The organism is Sinorhizobium medicae (assembly GCF_007827695.1).
Lineage (GTDB): Bacteria > Pseudomonadota > Alphaproteobacteria > Rhizobiales > Rhizobiaceae > Sinorhizobium > Sinorhizobium medicae.
The window spans coordinates 102,996-120,030 of the sequence record NZ_VITA01000010.1 but is presented as its reverse complement, the minus strand read 5'-3'; the positions used below and the strand labels follow the sequence as shown (position 1 = coordinate 120,030).

The following is a 17,035-nucleotide window of genomic DNA, read 5'->3' as shown; positions in this document are numbered from 1 at the left end:
CGCTTCGGAATAGAGGACTCGGAAACAGGAAACGCGCCGTATCTCTCAGATGCGGCGCGCCTTGGAGCGGGATGAGTGCGCGGTTTCGCGCCCGCATCCCGCCCTACTGCATGTTTCCTTAATCGGATCCGATTGAAGGACAAAAACATGCAGCAGATCAAAGTGCTACAGCGATCTTTGTGGGTCTGATAAGACGCGCGGCGCGCTGTAATGTATGCCGCGTCGCATTATCCCACCGCGCGCTCCTGCACGACCGCGTCGATGTCAGGAACACCGAGTTCGCGGCGTTCACGTTCGGTCTCTATGGCGAGATCCAGCACCTTCTGCAGGTCAGCGGCATGGCGGAAACCCGGCTCGACGGTTCGGCCGGCCTTCACCGCCTCGACGAAGCGCTGGTAGTTGGTCGGCACGGTGCCGGCATCGACTGTCCTCCACACTGCCTTTTCAACGTCGGCGCCCAGGCAGGCGCGCAGGCTCGAACCGTCCGGCGTATGGATGACCTCCAGCGCACCTTTGTCCCCGTGCAACCTGAGCCTCAGCTCGTTCAGATGGCCTGTCGCCCAACGGCTCGCGTGGATCACCGCCATCGCACCGTTTTCAAATTCGGCCGTCATGGCAAAGCTGTCATTGGCATCGAGATCGTATTCGCCTAACCGGTTGCCCGGGGCTTTGTCGAAGGCCTTCAGGCGCGCAAAGACCCTTTCGACCGAGCTGTTTGCCCCATAGCCGGCAAAGTCGAGAATGTGTATGCCGACATCGCCGAGCACGCCATTCGAGCCATGTTTCGTGGAGAGGCGCCACAGCCATTTGGACTCGCTCGCCCAGTCGCCCCAAGCCTTCGACACCAGCCAGCTTTGGAGATAGGAGGCTTCGAGATGGCGCACCAGGCCGATTTCGCCGGCGACGACCAGTTCGCGCGCCTTCTGCAGCGGTGCGACATTGCGGTAGGTGAGATTGACCATGGTGACGAGGCCGGCGCGCTCGGCCGCGGCCGCCATCTCGGCGGCCTTCTCGTAATTTTCGGCCAGCGGCTTTTCGCAAAGCACATGCTTGCCGGCTGCGATGAGGGCAAGCGTCGTGGGGTGATGGGCCTTGTCGGGCGTCACGTTCGTCGCCGCATCGAACTCTCCCCAGGCAATCGCCTCGTCGAGGGATGTGAAAGTACGTTCGATGCCGTGCGTGGAAGCGAAGGCCCGGGCACGGGACGGGTCGACGTCGACTGCGCCGACCATTTCGACGCCTTCGATCTCAGCAAAGGCTTTCGCATGACTGTTGGCCATGCCGCCGGTTCCGAGAATAAGCAAACGCATGGGAGACCCCTTTACCGATATCCGGCTTCGCCGGCCTTGTGCAGTCTCGGGCCGCGCTCGACGATCGGCTCCAGCGCCTTCTCCACCGGGACGTTGGGTGCGTCGTGGATGGCCTTATACGTGCCCTGCGGGTTGTATGCCCATTTCACCGCGTTCCGCAGCACCTTGTGCACGGTCGCATCGTGATAGGTGGGATAGGTTTCATGTCCGGGGCGGAAATAGAAGATATTGCCCGCGCCGCGCCGCCAGGTCAGCCCTGAGCGAAATACCTCGCCGCCGGCAAACCAGGAGATGAAGACCGTCTCCAACGGCTCCGGCACCGAGAATTGCTCGCCATACATTTCTTCATTCTCGATCACGAAGTTTTCGCCCAGGCCCTCGGCAATCGGGTGTCGCGGGTTGACGACCCAGACGCGCTCGCGCTCTCCCGCCTCACGCCATTTCAGCGCGCATGGCGTGCCCATCAGCCGCTTGAAAACCTTGGAGAAGTGGCCGGAATGAAGAACGATGAGGCCCATTCCCTCCCAAACGCGTTTGGCTACGCGCTCGACGATAGCGTCGTCGACCGCCCCATGATCCTTGTGGCCCCACCACAGGAGAACATCGGCTGCGGCAAGCCGCGCCTCGCTCAGCCCGTGCTCGGGCTCCTGCAATGTCGCCGTCGTCGCATTGATCCCCGGGTCGGAATTGAGCGCGGCGGCGATCGTGTTGTGCATGCCCTCGGGATAGATCTCCCGAACCACCGCATTCGTCTGCTCGTGGATATTCTCACCCCACACGATGGCATTGATAGACAAGTTCATTCTCCTCGTGGTTTGGGGCACCCGCTGCCGGATGCCAGCTGTCCGTGATTTGAGTCTGCGGGCACGGAGCCGGGCCGGGTAAACCCCACGGGGACCCGCCATTTCCTGCCCTAACGTTTGAGGCTTGGGAATGATCCGAAATCCTCCGGACCAGACATAGCTTCTAGGCTTTCGCGGGCCGATCAATCTGCGGCCCGAGTGTATTCACATGGCTCCAATCTGAAGCGTGCTGCACTCAATCGAACTCATACGACGCGCTTTAGGTCTTCCATGCATGTCTTTATCCCAAAACCGTGCGCAGTTTTGGGCGACACGCAATTATGAAACTCGTCAGGCCGCACCCCGCATTTCGATCCGTCCGGTCGCCCGGCCGCCTGCATCGAAGCGATGAACCTGCCCGGCGGCAGGGGATATCGTGATCCGCTCTCCGGGCTGGTGCTTCGCAATCCCGCTCTCGCGGACGATCACCGGTTCGCCAGCGCCTATGTCGAGATAGATATAGCTGTCGGAGCCGAGCATTTCCGAATGGATCACGGTGCCGCTCCACTCACCTCTCTCTCCATCGATTTCAAGATGCTCCGCGCGGACGCCGATCGTGTCTGCCTTGTACGGCTCCGCGAAGGCACCCGACAGGAAGTTCATTTTCGGCGAACCGATAAAACCGGCGACGAAGACCGAGTTCGGCGTCTCGTAGAGCTCCAGCGGCGTGCCTATCTGCTCTACGAGACCGTCCCTCAGGACACAGATCCGGTCGGCGAGCGTCATTGCTTCGACCTGGTCGTGGGTAACATAGATCATCGTCGTCTTGTGCATGCTGCGGTGAAGCTTGGCGATTTCGAGTCGGGTGGCGACACGCAGCGCCGCGTCGAGATTTGAAAGCGGCTCGTCGAAAAGAAAGACCTTCGGGTCTCGTACGATCGCCCGGCCGATCGCCACGCGCTGCCTCTGCCCACCCGAGAGCTGCCGCGGCAGTCGCTCGAGATAGGGCGTCAGCTGCAGCATTTCCGCCGCGGTCTCGACCCGTTTGCGGCACTGCTGCTTATCTTTGCCGGCAAGCTGCATGCCAAATGCCATGTTCTCGTAAACCGTCATATGCGGGTAGAGCGCATAGGACTGGAACACCATGGCAATGCCGCGGCGCGATGGCGTCAGTTGGTTGACGATCTGACCATCGAAAGAGAGAGTTCCGGAGGTGATTTCCTCAAGCCCCGCGATCAGTCTCAAGAGCGTGGACTTGCCGCAGCCGGAAGGGCCGACGAAGACCATGAACTCGCCCGACTTGATGTCCATGCTGACGCCCTTGATCACATCGAAGGCGCCGAAGGACTTGCGGATATCGCGCAATTGAAGCTCTGCCATCTTATTCTCCTATCCTTTGACGCCGCCTGCGGTGAGGCCGGAAATGATCCGCCGCTGAAAGATGAGCACGAGCACCACGAGGGGCACCGTGACGATCACGGACGCTGCCATGATGTTGCCCCAGGGAATCTCGAACTGGCTGCCCCCGGAGAGCAGCGCAATCGCAACCGGCACGGTGCGCTGCGTGTTGGACGACGTGAATGTCAGCGCAAAGAGGAACTCGTTCCACGCCGCAATGAAGGCGAGAAGGCCGGTCGTCACCAGCGCCGGCCACATCAGTGGCATGAAGACGCGCGTGATCACCACCCAGGGAGAAGCGCCGTCGACGATTGCCGCCTCCTCGATCTCGATCGGCAGGTCCCGCATGAAGGTAGTCAGCACCCAGACCGTGAAGGGCAGTGTGAAGATCATGTAGGAAAATATGAGCGCAAGCGGCGTGTTGAAGATCCCGACGAAGCGGATGAGTTCGAAGAGGCCTGCAAGCACGGCGATCTGCGGGAACATGGAAACGGACAGGATCGTCAGCAAAAGCAGCCCCCGGCCGCGGAAGCGCACCCGGGCAAGCGCATAGGCCGCGGTAACGGCGAGAAGGAGCGATATGGCGACCACGAGCGTGGCGACGAGGAGCGAATTGCCGAGATTGCGCACGAATGTGCCGTGCGAAAAGATGTCGGCATAGTTCGCGAGCGAGAAATCGGTCGGCCAGTAGTCGATGCGAAACAGCGCCGTGCCGGACTTCAAGCTCGTCAGGATCGCGTAGTAGAATGGAAAGACGGCAATCAGGATGATGACGGCAACGAGCGCGTAGAACGCGGTCCGTTTTACAAGCGTAACGACCATCAGCGTTCTCCTCCGCTCAGATTGAGGCGGCCGAGCCACATGTACAGGATCGTGATCGTGGCGATGATCAGGAACAACATGGTCGAGGCCGCCGCGCCGTAGGCGAACTTGTCGAAATCGAAGAGGTTTTCGCGGGCCATGACCGACATGGTCTTCGTCTGCGCGTTGTTCGGCGTCAGAACGTAGATAAGGTCGAAAATGCGCAGCGCGTCGAGCATGCGGAAGATGACCGCAACCATCAGCGCCGGGCGGATCAGCGGCAGGGTAACCCGCCAGAACACGCGCACTGGATGCACGCCATCGATTTTCGCGGCCTCGTAGATATCGCCCGGCACCATTTGCAGCCCGGCCAGGATCAGGAGCGCCATAAAGGGGGTCGTCTTCCAGACGTCCACGATCAGCACGGCGATCATGGCGGTATCGGGGCTTGCGGTCCAGGCGATCTTCTCGCCGATCAGGCCGAGACCGAGCAGCATGTCGTTGAGGATGCCGAACTGATCGTTGAGCATCCATGCCCACATTTTGGCTGACACGATCGTCGGGATAGCCCAGGGAATAAGAATCGCCGCCCGGACAAGTCCGCGGCCTGGGAACTGTGCGTTGAGAACCAGGGCAACGATGAGACCCAGCGCCGTTTCGATGCTGACGGAAAGAACCGTGAACTTGAGCGTGTTCCAGACCGCATTCCACCAGGCGGGATCCGCGAGCAGACCCCTGTAAATGGTGCGACCGCTCTTCAGGGTGATCCATGAGAAATAATTGGCGAAACCGACGAATTCGGCATCCGACAGGTTGGTCAGCGAGGCATTCGTGAAACTGAAGTAGATGGTTCTGATGAGCGGCCAGCCGGCCACGAGCGCCAGAACGAGAAAAGTAGGCGCGAGAAACAGCCAGGCCGAACGGACACGTTGCGCCTGCAGGTCCGAGCCTATCCTGGCGCCATGCGCAAGCGCAGCCGGCCGATCGGCGAGCGAGAGATCAGTCATGACGTGAACCTACCGATTGGCGCAGGCCCTCGCCCGCGCCGTTGACCTTGGCCCGGATGGCAGGGTGCCATCCGGGCGCTGCGGATTCTTACCAGGAGTCACCCTTGAGTTCGGTCAGTTCGACTTCGAGAAGTTCCAGGTTCTCCGCGGCCGTTCCGTTGCCCGAAAGCGTGTTGTGCACGGCGCTCCAGAACTTGGACGAAACCTCGTTATACTTCACCTTGGCCACTGCCGAGGGGCGCGGCACGGCGCTCTCGAAGATAGGCTTCCAGTGCGGCATGAACGGCTGAGCGGCCGCGATTTCCGGATCATCGTAAAGTGCAGCGATCGTCGGCAGGTTCGAGAGCTCGATCGCGCGCACCTTCTGCGTCTCGGCTGACCCGAGGAATTTGACAAACGCAATCGCCGCCTCCTGCTCGTCGGAATATTTCGAGACCGCGAGATTCCATCCACCGAGGGTGGAAGATGGCTTCTCGCCATCGGCGGCGGCCGGCAACGGGGCCACTTCGAATTTGCCCTTGACGGCACTGTCGTCGCCGTTACCGAGCGCATAGGCATAGGGCCAGTTACGCATGAAGACCGCATTGCCGGTCTGCCAGACCCCGCGCGATTCCTCTTCCTGATAGGCAAGCACGCCCTTGGGCGCGATCGTGCCGATCCATTCCTTGACACGTTCCACGGCCGCGGCCGCCTTCTCATTATTGACGGAGATCGTGCCATCGGGCTCGACGATCTGGCCACCGCCCGAGGACTTGATCCACTCGAGTGCGTTGCAGGTGAGCCCTTCATAGGCATTGCCCTGGAAAACGAAGCCCCAGATATCGGCATTGCCGGCAGCACGCTCCTTTTCCTGAATTTCCTTGGCCGTCGCTGCCATTTCATCCCAGGTCTTCGGCGGCGCCTTGCCGTATTTGTCGAGCAGGTCCTTGCGGTAATAGAGCGCCGGCGCATCGGTATAGAAGGGCAAGGCCACCAACTTGCCGTTGACGGTCTGTGACTGAATGATCGAGGGGAAATGGTCGGCGACGACGTCCTTCGTGGCCTCGGTCAGGTCTACGAACTGCTCGGCGAGCTGTGGAGCCCAGATGACATCCGTCTGGTAGACGTCGACGTCCTTGTTGCCGGCCGCGAGCCAGAGCCGGTATTGGCTGAACTGCTCGCTGCTCGACGCCGGCATCGTCACCAGATTGACCTTATGGCCCGTCTCCTTCTCGAACCTGGCGATCTGCTCGCGCAGAAAGCTCAGATTCTTACCGGTCGAATTGGCCGCCATCGACAATTCGGCGGCGGCAGCAACATCGATTGCACCGACGATAGCGGCACAGGAAATCAGCGTCCTGATAAAAGGCTTCACGTCCATTGGTCCCTCCAAAACTCCCCTCCGGTTTCGCATGCTCCTCGAAAAAATCGAAAACGGTTTGGGTGCGCAGAAGCTGTCAGAACCCAAATGGACTGTCAAGATACGGTTGCATCGGAAGTAATCGGAATAGCCATCTCGAACTTTTCTATTTATATTCCAGTAGTTATACTCAAAGCCGTCGCACTTGATCGGCAACCGGTTTCGCTCGGCAAGGCGACTTGGAAAAAGTCATCCACAGGAATTTAAAACGATTTGGTTCATGATGCCAGCTATCTCGATCGCGCCCGCCCGTCCGCCGAAGCGATGCATGGATTGTGGCCGTCGGCGAACCCGCTATAGTTCCGCGCTGGTGTCCGCAGCGCTGCGCATCGACTCGATGCCAAAGGAAGGGCGTATGCGGCATCTCGGATTGCTGCGTGACTTGCTTCGGAAGCAACGCCGGGCGACGCGCAGAAGGGGCCCAGGGAAAGAACAGTGAAGCTCAAGGAATTCGCCAAACAGTTGGGGCTCTCTCCAACGACGGTAAGCCGTGCTCTGAGCGGCTATCCGGAAGTCAGCGAGAAGACCCGTAAGCGCGTTGCCGAGGAGGCCGTGCGGCTGGGATACCGGCCGAATATCAACGCGGTGCGCCTCGTCACGGGCCGCGCCGGGGCGATCGGCGTCGTGATGGGCCGCAACGAATTCCAGTTCTGCGAATTCATGAGCGGCATGGCCGAACGGCTGGACAGCGAGGATATCGACATTCTCGTGAGCCCCGTTGCGGTTCAGGACACGAAAGCCGAGATCCAGCTCTATAGCCGCCTGGCGACCAGCGGACGGGTTGACGCCGTCATCGTCCATTCGCCGAAACCGAACGACGAGCGAATCCTGCTGCTCCACAAGCTCGGCATTCCCTTTCTGGTGCATGGCCGTTCGGAGACCAATGTGCCGCATGCCTGGCTCGATATCGATAATGAAGGCGCCATACGCCGCGCCACCTCGCATCTGCTCGATCTCGGACACAGACGCATCGCACTGATCAACGGCCGCGACGGTCTCACCTTCACGCTTCACCGGGATAAGGGCTACCGTGAGGCGTTGGAGCAGCGTGGGATTCCCTTCGATCCACGCCTTGTCGCACACGGCCAGTTCACCGACGAGATCGGCTTCCGCTTCGCCCGTTCGCTCCTCGAGCAATCCCCCCGTCCGACAGCCTTCGTCGCCGGCTCGATGATGACGGCACTCGGTGTCTACCGGGCCGTACGTTCCTTAGACCTCGTCGTCGGGCGCGACATCTCGGTAATCGCCCATGACGACGTCTTTCCCTACCTCACGGCCGACAACATGGCCCCGTCTCTCTCGACCAGCCGTTCGTCCCTGCGCGCTGCCGGCGCTCGCCTCGCCGACCTAACCCTTCAGCTGCTCGCCGGCCGGCCGGCCTCGGAAATTCACGAACTCTGGCCTGTCGAACTCATTTTACGCGAATCGACAGGCCCGGCGGCCGAGGCCGCGCAGTAGACCGGAGCTATGGGTCACAGTGGTCGAGAGGCGGAAGCGGCCGGAAAATCGTGCACACTTTTCCTCATCCTGCTCCACCCTCCATCGCCGGGGCATCCTCGCGACCGTTCAGCCGGAACAGCAGGTCTTCGTGGACTGCCTTGAGGTGGAAAACCAGGAAAGCGGACGCCTCTTCGAAGGCGCCTGCCCGGCAAAGGCGGATCAGCTCGGCATGTTCTTCCATCGCCCGGGTCATCGCTGCGACGCTCGATAGCTGGACGCGCGTGTAACGGTCGCTCGTCTGTAGCAGCGAGGCGACGATCTGCTGCGTTCGCGGCATGTCGGCACGCCGGTACAGTACCATGTGCAGTTCGGCATTGAGCTGACCGTATGAATCAATTTCGCCCGCCGTCGTGGCTTTAAGAAAGCGGTTCTGAGCCTCGTCCAGGCGCGCAAAATCGTCGCCGTCGAGAAGAGGCGCCGATTTTCGCAGGAGCCGCGGTTCGAGGAGAGCGCGCAGTTCGAAGACGTCGTCGATTTCGGCAAGCGACAGTTCGGAGACGATGGCTCCCTTCTGCGGCACGATCCTGACCAGACCTTCAGCCTCGAGTTGAAAGAGAACCTCGCGCACGGGAATGCGGCTGACGCCATAGGTTTCAGCCAGCGCATCCTGGCGCAATTGACTGCCGGCCGGGTATCGGCCCGACAGGATCGCCTGCCGTATTTCCTCGATGAGTGCGCCTGAGAGGGTGCGATGTTTCAGATGTGAGGCCATGAACGCTCGCTACAGGAAGACCGTCAGAAATGATATTGACTCGCAGAATGTATAAAATCTACTTTATACAGAAACCAGGGAGCAGTCCATGAACCAGTCAGTTGAGCCGCCGCTTTATGCGCGCGCCATCATCGCACTCTCCGAAGCTTTGCTCTCGCTCGAGAAGCTCGTAGTCGCCGGCCTGATGGGCGTGCTTCTCGCACTCATCCTGCTCAATGTCGTGACCCGCTACAGCGGACACCCGCTCTACTGGGTCGATGAATCGGCCGTATATGCCATGGTTTGGCTCGCCTTCATCGGAGGCTCGGCGCTGACGCGCCTCAGGCTCGATTTTTCCGTGACGCTGCTGACGGATTACCTGCCGCCTGCTGCTGCGCGCTGGATGAGGGCGGGTTCGACACTGCTCGTCCTCCTGTTTGCACTGGCGCTCGCAGCCTTCTGCTGGCTGTGGATGGACCCGGTCGGAATTTTCCGCGCCGGCTTCGATACGAAAGCTTTCGCCGCCGAGAGCTTCAATTTCCTCTATACCGAGCGCAGCCAGACGCTGAACTGGCCTATCTGGGCGATCAGCCTCGTCATCCCCCTCTTCGCCGTCACCATGACGGTTCACTGCGCCGCCAATCTCGTCGAAGACCTCGGTCTGTCGCCGCAGCAAAAGCGACGCGAACTCTCCAGCGCCGAGGGAGTGAACTGATGCTCACCACCGCCGCCTTCCTTGCCTTCATGCTCGTCGGCGTTCCGATAGGGGTCTGCCTTTGCCTCGGCAGCATCGTCTACATTTTGGCATCTGGGAATCCCCTGCTCTTCCAGAGCTTTCCGACGCAACTTTTCGGCGGCGTCGACAATTACGGCCTGATTTCCATTCCGCTCTTCGTGCTGATCGGCGAGATCATGAACGGTGGCGGAATCACGCGCCGTATAATCGACATGACCATGGCTTTTGTCGGCGCCATGCGCGGCGGCCTCGCCTATGTCAACCTGCTGGCGAACATGTTCGTTGCCTCCATTCTCGGTTCGGCGACGGCGCAGGTCGCGGTCATGGCGCAGATGATGGTGCCGGAGATGGAAAAGAAGGGCTATGACAAGACCTTCGCCGCCGGAATTACGGCCTATGCGGGCATGCTCGGCCCCATCATTCCCCCGTCCATCATGTTCGTCGTCTACAGCGTGCTGGCGCAGGTTCCGGTCAGCGATATGCTGGCCGCCGGAATTGTGCCCGGCGTCCTGCTGACGGTAGCATTCTGCCTCGTCATCGCGGCGATGGGACTCGTCTACAACTATCCGCGCGGCGAACGTATGAAGCTCAAGGATCGTGTCCGGATCGTGCTGGACGCGTTGCCGACGCTTCTCATACCCTTCGTCATCGTCGGCTCCGTTCTGTCCGGCCTTGCCAATGCGACGGAGGCCGCTGCGGTCGGAGCGGTCGCAGCAGTGCTCGTCGGCCGCTTCTGGATCGGCGAACTCAGATTCGCCGACCTTCCGCGGATGATGCTGCGGGCCGGCATCTACTCGGCGGTGGTCCTCTTCCTCGTGGCGGCGGCCGCGGTCTTTTCCTGGGTACTCGTCTACGGAATGGTGCCGCAGCAGGTAGCCGGCTGGGTCCAGACCGTCGCATCGGATCCGGTCACCTTCATGCTGCTCGTCAATATCATCCTGCTCATCATCGGCACGGTGATCGACGGCGCGCCCGGTCTCATCATGACGGTGCCCATCCTCCTGCCGATCGCCACCGAGGTTTACGGCATCGACCCCATCCATTTCGGCGTCGTCGTCGTCGTCAACCTCGTTCTCGGCTTCCTCTCGCCGCCCGTCGGACTTTGCTTCTTCGTCGCCGCAGCGGTCACCGGTGCCAAGCCCGGCAAGATGTTCCTGGTCACACTGCCGTTCTTCTTCGTTTCCTGCCTAATGCTCGTGCTTCTCTCGCTCATTCCGTCACTTTCCACCTTCTTCGTCCGGTAAATCAAAACGAACCAACCAGAGGATCTTCCATGACAGTTTCCCGCAGAACTTTCCTTGGCGGCATCGCCGCCGGCACAGCACTCTCGCTCGCTACGCCATCGCTCGTTCGCGCACAGGAAACGCGTACGCTTCGCCTTGGTATCGTCACGCCGCCCGGGCACCCGTGGAACAACGCCGCTCTCAAGGTGGGTGAAGGTCTCAAGGCTGAAACGAACGGCCGCCTTTCGCTCTCGGTCTTCCCCGCCGGCCAGCTCGGAAACGAAGCGGCCATGCTGCAGCAGATGCAGAGCGGCGCGCTCGATCTCGGCTGGATCATGACCGCCGAACTCGGCTCGCGCATTCCGGCGATCGCCGCGATCAACGCGCCCTGGGTGGTGGATTCGACCGCCAAGGTCGCAAAACTCGTACGCGAGCCGCTCGCTATGAAGCTCCTCGATGTTCTGCCGGCCGAGACCGGCACGGTCGGCCTTGCATGGGGCATAACCACCATGCGCGTCGTCTTCTCGGCCAGGGAGATCGCCGGCCTTGACGACATCAACGGTATGAAGTTGCGCATCAATACGACGCCGGCCTACCGGGATTTCTACCAGCTCCTCGGCGCCGCACCGACGCCCATCCCGACACCTGCGGTTTTCGACGCTATGTCGAACGGCCAGGTGGACGGTCTGGAGGCGGACCTCGACTTCTCCTGGAACCAGCGCTTCGACAAGGTTTCGAAGACCATGCTGAAGATGAATGCCATCTTCATGCCCTGCGTCGCGCTTGCCTCGGGCCGCGCCTGGCAGACCCTTTCCGCCGCCGACCGCGAAATCATCACGCGTCTCACCAAGGCAGCCCTTGATGAACAGATCGATGCAACGGTCGCCAACGAGCCGGCGCTCCTCGAAAAATTTGCCGGGGCAGGCATTCCGATCAAGGATATCACCGTCGCCGACGCCAGCCGCATCATCGCTGAATACGACAAGATCTGGCTGCCGAAGGCACCGGTTCTCGCCGAGTTGCGCAAAGTCGGCGCAACCCTCTGACTTTTCGATCAGTTCAGCGCCAGCCGGCTACGGCTCTCCGTGGCCGGCTGTATTTTATCTGCTTGCACCTTATCGTCGCACGCGCCAAGAGTGCCCGTGATCAAGAGTGCCCGTGATCATTGGACGTAGCGGATGCAGAGTAGTGAAATTGCGATTATCGGCGGCGGCCCCGCCGGCCTGATGGCGGCGGAAATCCTGTCACGCTCCGGCCACGCGGTGACGATCTACGAGGCGATGCCGAGCGCGGCGCGCAAATTCCTGCTCGCGGGCAAGTCCGGCCTCAACATCACGCACTCCGAACACAGCAAGGCTTTTATGCAGCGGTTCGCCGATGCGTCCGCAAGGCTGCAACCGGCGCTCGACGCTTTTGCTCCGAAAGACGTTCGCGCCTGGGCGGATGAACTTGGCGCGGAAACGTTTGTCGGCTCCTCCGGGCGCGTCTTTCCGAGAGCCATGAAGGCTTCGCCGCTGCTGCGCGCATGGCTTCGGCGGCTGGAGGCGCAAGGCGTCCGGCTCCTCACCCGCCATCGCTGGTCGGGCTTTGCCGAGGACGGTTATGTTTTCGACACGCCGGAGGGCAGGACGCTCGTGCGTTGCGACGCGGCTCTCATGGCGCTCGGCGGCGCGAGTTGGCCCCGGCTCGGATCCGACGCTGCCTGGGTGCCCCTGCTGCGGGCAAGAGGCGTACCGATCAGGGATCTCCGCCCCGCCAATTGCGGGTTCGACGTCGCATGGAGCGGGGCCTTCCGTGAGCGTTTTGCCGGTCAGGCGCTGAAAGCAGTTACCGCCACATCCGGCGCCGGGACCATCCCGGGTGAATTCGTGATGAGCCGCCACGGCATCGAAGGCAGCCTCGTCTATGCCCACGCGGCTTGCCTGCGCGACCGGCTGGAGCAGGACGGAAAAGCCTCCCTCATGCTCGACCTTGCGCCAGGCAGAACGGCCGAAAGGCTCGCGCGGGATCTCGCCCGGCAGGATCGCAAGGCGAGCCTCTCCAACCGCCTGCGTAAGGGCGCCGGGCTCGACGGTGTGAAGGCGGCATTGCTGCGCGAGCTCTCGCAGGAGGCAACCAGGATAGCTCCGGAGCAACTTGCTGCACTTATCAAGGCCTTGCCCGTTCCAGTGCTTGCGGCGCGGCCGATCGCGGAGGCGATCTCGTCGGCCGGCGGTGTCCGCCTGGACGGCGTCGATGAACGCTATATGGTGAAGGCCGTACCCGGCCTCTTCGTCGCCGGCGAGATGCTCGACTGGGAAGCGCCAACGGGCGGCTATCTCCTTACAGCTTGCTTTGCCACGGGTCGCGCGGCCGCGCGGGGCGTGAAGGCATGGCTGGACGCCCGTCCGTGACGCTGCCGGTCAGTTCTCAGCTTTTCGGCCTGATGGAGAACATGGCACCGGCTGCCAAAATGAAGAGCCCTATGATCGCGAGTTGAAGGGTGCTTGGGATGCCGACGAGGATCAGCACGTTGTTGACGAGCGTGATTAGCAACACGCCGAGCAACGTTCCAAGCACCGTACCCGAGCCCCCGGTTATGCGCGCGCCACCGAGGATGACCGCAGCGATGACGTCCAGTTCCGACCCCGCCAGATCGAACGGATTTGCGAGGCGATTGCTCGAAACGTGCATGATGCCAGCAATTCCAGCCAGTAGGCCTGCATAGGCGAAGACGAACACATGCACGGTGCGCAGATTGTATCCGAGCCGCGAGGCGATGCCGGCGTTTCCCCCCACCGCATAGAGCGCCCGACCGATCAGGGTGCGGTTGAGGATGTACCAGGTGACGGATGCGGCGACGACCAGAACGAGGAAATAGGCCGGCAATGTCGCAACCGCACCATTCGCTCCTTCATATCGCAGAAGCGCAAGCTTCCCGAACGCGTCCATGGACTCGGGAATGTTCATGAACAGCGCGGTTCCGATGAACGTCAGCAGGAAGCCGCGGATCGCATATTGCGTGCCGATCGTCACGATCAGCGAAGGCGCCTGCAATGCGTGGACCAGCAAGCCGTTGCAGATGCCGAGGATGGCGCCGCTGGCGGCGGCGATGCCGAGAATGGGCCAGATGGACAGATCCGGCGCGTAATTCGTGACCAGCATGGTGATCACATACATCACGAGTGCGGCAATGGCGGTAAAGGACACATCGAGCCCGCCGGATGCCAGAACCACGAGAACGCCAAGCGCGAAAAGGCCGCGCACCACGGTGGAGCGCGCCATATCGAACAGGTTGGACACCTGCCAGAACCCGGGATTGATCGTGCCCACGACGATGCAGAGGATGACGACCAGAAGGAAGGTGACGGCCGGAGGATGGCGGATGAACCAGCGCATGATCCGGATTGCGGCGGGGACATCCCGCATTCCCGCGACGGTCGCTGCGGCATTGGCCATGTTATTGAACTCCTTGGCCGGCTTCGGCCATCATCGATTTGTAGATTACGTCTTCCTCAAGCCCTTCAGCCGTGAAGACATCGGCGACCCGGCCCTTGCGCATGACCATGACGCGATCGCAGTTCTGTAGGAGCTCGGGCAGGTCGTCGCTGATGATAATGACGCTCATCCCATCTCCGGCAAGACGCTGGATGATGCGAAAAATCGTGTCCTTCGACCCGACATCGACACCGACGGTCGGGCCGTGCAGGATGAGCAGGCTCGGCTCGATGGTCAGCCAGCGGCCGATCAGAACCCTCTGCTGGTTGCCCCCCGAGAGAGACGTGACGGGATTGTCGATATCCGGCGTCGCGACCTGCAGATCGTCGACGGTCTTCTGCGCCAGTGCCCTCGCCCGGCGGCTGTCCAGCAGACCGAATGCGCCCCGGAGCCGGTCGAGGACCGCCATGACGATGTTTTCGCGGATGGATTTTCCAAGAAAAAGCCCTTCCGACAGGCGATCCTCCGGGACATAGCCGATGCCGGCCGCAATTGCCGAGGCCGGAGAAGACAGGTCTGCCGCTTTGCCGCCCATCAGGACGGAGCCGCGCCGCGCCGGTTCTACGCCGGCCAGCGAAAGCGCAAGCTCGTTCCGCCCGGAATCCAGCAGTCCCGTGATCCCGAATATCTCGCCCTTGGCAACCGCGAAGCTGACATTGTCGAAGCCGCTCCCCCCGAGTTGCTCGACCGAAAGCAGCGTCTCGTCCCCGTGCGCGTCGACGCGATAACGCGTCTCGTCCAACTTCTTGCCCGTCATCCAGAAGCCAAGTTCGCTCTTCGATTGGGTGGAAACGTCGCATTCGGCGACCTTGAGGCCGTCGCGCATGATGATTGCCTGCCCACCGATGGCCTTGCACTCGTCGAGCTTGTGCGTCACGAAAAGGACCGACACGCCTTTGGCATGCAGGCCGTGAACGACGCGAATGAGGTTATCAACTTCGCGCCGCGTCAATGCGGTCGTCGGCTCATCCATAATGACCAGACCGGCATCGGAAGCGATAGCGCGAGCAATGGCAATGAGCTGACGCGTCGCGATGGGTAGTTCTTCGACCGGCGTCGAAAGAAAGGCGGGCTCCGTCGGCAGGCCGACCTCCTTCAGCGCACGGATCGACGTTTCCCGCAGAACCTTGAGATCGAGACGACGCGCAAGCCTGCCGTTGGAGGCGACCAGCTGCTGAGTCAGCGCGACGTTTTCCTCTACACTCAGATTGGGAAGAAGCGACAAATCCTGATAAACCGTCTCGATTCCTGCCGCCAAGGCGCCGATCGGCGTCAGGCCTTCGGTTTTCTTGCCATTGATCGCAAGCTCACCGCCATCGGCCGGCTGGGCGCCCGAGATGATCTTGATGAGCGTGCTCTTTCCGCATCCATTCTCGCCCATGAGATGGTAGGTACGGCCGCGTTCTATCGTGAAGCTCACGCCCTTGAGAGCGCGAACGCCGCCGAAGCGCTTCTCGAGGTTGCGAACTTCCAGGAAGGGCGTCCCACCGCCCTGCGCCTCGACAGAGGGCATCTTTTGCTCGGCAATGATAGTCGACTGCATTGGCATGATCCGGAGTTACGGTCTGTCGCCGGCAGGGCCATCCCTGCCGGCGGAAGCGGCTGCAGCCGCGGATCCGTTCGACGTGTGATCAGAACGGATACTGGCTGTAGTTGGACTTATCGACGTCAACCCAGGCTTCGCCGACGACGATGATGCCTTCGCCGGGACCCTGCTTCACGGACACCTTGTTGTAGCCCGGGACTCCGAGATCCATACCATCGGTGATTTCCTTGCCCTCGATCACGAGCTGAGCAACCTTGTTCATCACATAACCCGCATCCTTCGGGTCCCAGAAGGAAATGCTCTGGACCGCACCGGATTCGAGGTACTTGGCGGTGTCCTTCGGCAGCCCGAGGCCGACGACGCAAACCTTCCCCACAAGGCCGGCTTCCTCGACGGCGCGGCCGATTCCGATGACGTCAATGGCCGAACCGCCCTGGAAGCCTTTGATGTCAGGATACTTGCGAAGGATCTCGCGCGCCTTTTCGTAGGCCTTGTTGGCGTCGTTGAAGGACTCGTTCTTCTCGGAGACGAGTTCCATTTCCGGATATTTCTTGGCGTTCTCCGCGCCGCCGTCAGCCCATTGTACGTGCGTCAGGCTGCCGAGCGACCCGACGAATGACGTCCACTTGCCGGACTTGCCCATGCACTCGGCCAGTTTCTCGTTGAAGCGCGCGCCGAAGACCTTGTTGTCGAAGGCTTCGATATCGACCTGCGTATTCTTCAAGCTGTCGGCTTCGTGCGTGACGATCTTGATGCCGCGGTTCATCGCGCGCTTGAAGACGCCTTCGAGAGCAGAGGGGTCCATCGGCACGACAGCGATGGCGCTGACATTCTTCGCGACGAGGTCTTCTATGAGGCGCAGCTGCTGGGCGGCGTCCGCCTTGGCGGGACCGATCTGGCTCGTCGAAACGCCCGTATTGTCCTTGCCGTAGGCAACAACGCCTTCCTCCATGCGCGTGAACCAGTTTTCGCCGGTCACCTTGACGACCGTCACGACCGGGGGCGCATCCTGCGCGACGGCAATCTGGGCAGCGCAAAGCGCACCCAAAGCGACCGTGCAGGTAGCAATCTTCTTGTAGACAGACATGAGTGTCTCCTCATCACTTGTTGTTTGCCCGACCAAAAACTGACGGCGGGGGGCATTGCGCCGATCTTGGGACCTCGC

The 17,035-nt window shown here is 61.3% G+C and carries 15 protein-coding genes; 5 read left to right on the top strand and 10 right to left on the bottom strand.

Annotated features, from left to right (window positions below; translation table 11 throughout):
- Positions 1-227 precede the first annotated feature (227 nt).
- From FB009_RS18360 to FB009_RS18335, 6 genes are all read right to left on the bottom strand, one after another.
- Complete coding sequence (locus tag FB009_RS18360; protein ID WP_011969442.1) at positions 228-1,310, bottom strand: Gfo/Idh/MocA family protein; 1,083 nt, start codon at positions 1,308-1,310, stop codon at positions 228-230.
- Positions 1,311-1,321: 11 nt separating this feature from the next.
- Positions 1,322-2,107, bottom strand: coding sequence for a ThuA domain-containing protein (locus FB009_RS18355; RefSeq protein ID WP_024312095.1), 786 nt, complete (start codon positions 2,105-2,107; stop codon positions 1,322-1,324).
- A gap of 336 nt (positions 2,108-2,443) precedes the next feature.
- Positions 2,444-3,472: an ABC transporter ATP-binding protein gene (locus FB009_RS18350; protein WP_011969444.1), complete on the bottom strand. Its 1,029-nt coding sequence runs from the start codon at positions 3,470-3,472 to the stop codon at positions 2,444-2,446.
- A gap of 9 nt (positions 3,473-3,481) precedes the next feature.
- Positions 3,482-4,312 (bottom strand): carbohydrate ABC transporter permease, encoded by an 831-nt coding sequence (locus FB009_RS18345; protein WP_011969445.1) that lies wholly within the window; start codon positions 4,310-4,312, stop codon positions 3,482-3,484.
- Positions 4,312-5,298: a carbohydrate ABC transporter permease gene (locus tag FB009_RS18340; protein ID WP_011969446.1), complete on the bottom strand. Its 987-nt coding sequence runs from the start codon at positions 5,296-5,298 to the stop codon at positions 4,312-4,314. Before FB009_RS18340 ends, FB009_RS18345 begins: the two co-directional genes overlap by 1 nt.
- Before the next feature lie 88 nt (positions 5,299-5,386).
- Positions 5,387-6,658 (bottom strand): ABC transporter substrate-binding protein, encoded by a 1,272-nt coding sequence (locus FB009_RS18335; protein WP_102046075.1) that lies wholly within the window; start codon positions 6,656-6,658, stop codon positions 5,387-5,389.
- A 474-nt stretch (positions 6,659-7,132) separates the two neighbouring features.
- On the opposite strand from FB009_RS18335, the gene FB009_RS18325 reads away from it, so the two are divergent.
- On the top strand, positions 7,133-8,155 hold the full coding sequence (locus FB009_RS18325; RefSeq protein WP_011969448.1) for a substrate-binding domain-containing protein: 1,023 nt from the start codon (positions 7,133-7,135) through the stop codon (positions 8,153-8,155).
- A 64-nt stretch (positions 8,156-8,219) separates the two neighbouring features.
- On the opposite strand, the gene FB009_RS18320 is transcribed toward FB009_RS18325, so the two are convergent.
- The gene (locus FB009_RS18320) at positions 8,220-8,909 is read right to left on the bottom strand and encodes a GntR family transcriptional regulator (protein WP_011969449.1); all 690 of its coding nucleotides are present in this window, start codon (positions 8,907-8,909) and stop codon (positions 8,220-8,222) included.
- An 88-nt stretch (positions 8,910-8,997) separates the two neighbouring features.
- Here FB009_RS18320 and FB009_RS18315 point away from each other — a divergent pair, with 88 nt between their 5' ends.
- The 4 genes from FB009_RS18315 to FB009_RS18300 all read left to right on the top strand — a co-directional run bounded on the left by FB009_RS18315 (position 8,998) and on the right by FB009_RS18300 (position 13,240).
- Positions 8,998-9,603, top strand: coding sequence for a TRAP transporter small permease (locus FB009_RS18315; protein WP_011969450.1), 606 nt, complete (start codon positions 8,998-9,000; stop codon positions 9,601-9,603).
- Complete coding sequence (locus FB009_RS18310) at positions 9,603-10,868, top strand: TRAP transporter large permease (RefSeq protein ID WP_011969451.1); 1,266 nt, start codon at positions 9,603-9,605, stop codon at positions 10,866-10,868. Before FB009_RS18315 ends, FB009_RS18310 begins: the two co-directional genes overlap by 1 nt.
- 29 nt (positions 10,869-10,897) lie before the next feature.
- A complete protein-coding gene (locus FB009_RS18305) occupies positions 10,898-11,893 on the top strand; it encodes a TRAP transporter substrate-binding protein (protein WP_011969452.1) in 996 nt (331 codons plus the stop codon).
- Between the two features lie 132 nt (positions 11,894-12,025).
- Complete coding sequence (locus tag FB009_RS18300) at positions 12,026-13,240, top strand: TIGR03862 family flavoprotein (protein WP_018209517.1); 1,215 nt, start codon at positions 12,026-12,028, stop codon at positions 13,238-13,240.
- 16 nt (positions 13,241-13,256) lie between these two features.
- On the opposite strand, the gene FB009_RS18295 is transcribed toward FB009_RS18300, so the two are convergent.
- The 3 genes from FB009_RS18295 to FB009_RS18285 all read right to left on the bottom strand — a co-directional run bounded on the left by FB009_RS18295 (position 13,257) and on the right by FB009_RS18285 (position 16,957).
- Positions 13,257-14,285, bottom strand: a complete 1,029-nt coding sequence (locus tag FB009_RS18295; protein ID WP_011969454.1) for an ABC transporter permease — start codon at positions 14,283-14,285, stop codon at positions 13,257-13,259.
- 1 nt (position 14,286) lies between these two features.
- Positions 14,287-15,867 (bottom strand): sugar ABC transporter ATP-binding protein, encoded by a 1,581-nt coding sequence (locus FB009_RS18290; protein ID WP_020493273.1) that lies wholly within the window; start codon positions 15,865-15,867, stop codon positions 14,287-14,289.
- A gap of 88 nt (positions 15,868-15,955) precedes the next feature.
- A complete protein-coding gene (locus tag FB009_RS18285) occupies positions 15,956-16,957 on the bottom strand; it encodes a substrate-binding domain-containing protein (RefSeq protein WP_011969456.1) in 1,002 nt (333 codons plus the stop codon).
- Positions 16,958-17,035 lie beyond the last annotated feature (78 nt).

Coding starts and splice junctions, on each gene's coding strand:
- FB009_RS18360 (WP_011969442.1), bottom strand. CDS start 1,310: ATGCGTTTGCTTATTCTCGGAACCGGCGGCATGGCCAACAGTCATGCG.
- FB009_RS18350 (WP_011969444.1), bottom strand. CDS start 3,472: ATGGCAGAGCTTCAATTGCGCGATATCCGCAAGTCCTTCGGCGCCTTC.
- FB009_RS18345 (WP_011969445.1), bottom strand. CDS start 4,312: ATGGTCGTTACGCTTGTAAAACGGACCGCGTTCTACGCGCTCGTTGCC.
- FB009_RS18340 (WP_011969446.1), bottom strand. CDS start 5,298: ATGACTGATCTCTCGCTCGCCGATCGGCCGGCTGCGCTTGCGCATGGC.
- FB009_RS18335 (WP_102046075.1), bottom strand. CDS start 6,658: ATGGACGTGAAGCCTTTTATCAGGACGCTGATTTCCTGTGCCGCTATC.
- FB009_RS18320 (WP_011969449.1), bottom strand. CDS start 8,909: ATGGCCTCACATCTGAAACATCGCACCCTCTCAGGCGCACTCATCGAG.
- FB009_RS18315 (WP_011969450.1), top strand. CDS start 8,998: ATGAACCAGTCAGTTGAGCCGCCGCTTTATGCGCGCGCCATCATCGCA.
- FB009_RS18310 (WP_011969451.1), top strand. CDS start 9,603: ATGCTCACCACCGCCGCCTTCCTTGCCTTCATGCTCGTCGGCGTTCCG.
- FB009_RS18305 (WP_011969452.1), top strand. CDS start 10,898: ATGACAGTTTCCCGCAGAACTTTCCTTGGCGGCATCGCCGCCGGCACA.
- FB009_RS18300 (WP_018209517.1), top strand. CDS start 12,026: ATGCAGAGTAGTGAAATTGCGATTATCGGCGGCGGCCCCGCCGGCCTG.
- FB009_RS18295 (WP_011969454.1), bottom strand. CDS start 14,285: ATGGCCAATGCCGCAGCGACCGTCGCGGGAATGCGGGATGTCCCCGCC.
- FB009_RS18290 (WP_020493273.1), bottom strand. CDS start 15,867: ATGCAGTCGACTATCATTGCCGAGCAAAAGATGCCCTCTGTCGAGGCG.
- FB009_RS18285 (WP_011969456.1), bottom strand. CDS start 16,957: ATGTCTGTCTACAAGAAGATTGCTACCTGCACGGTCGCTTTGGGTGCG.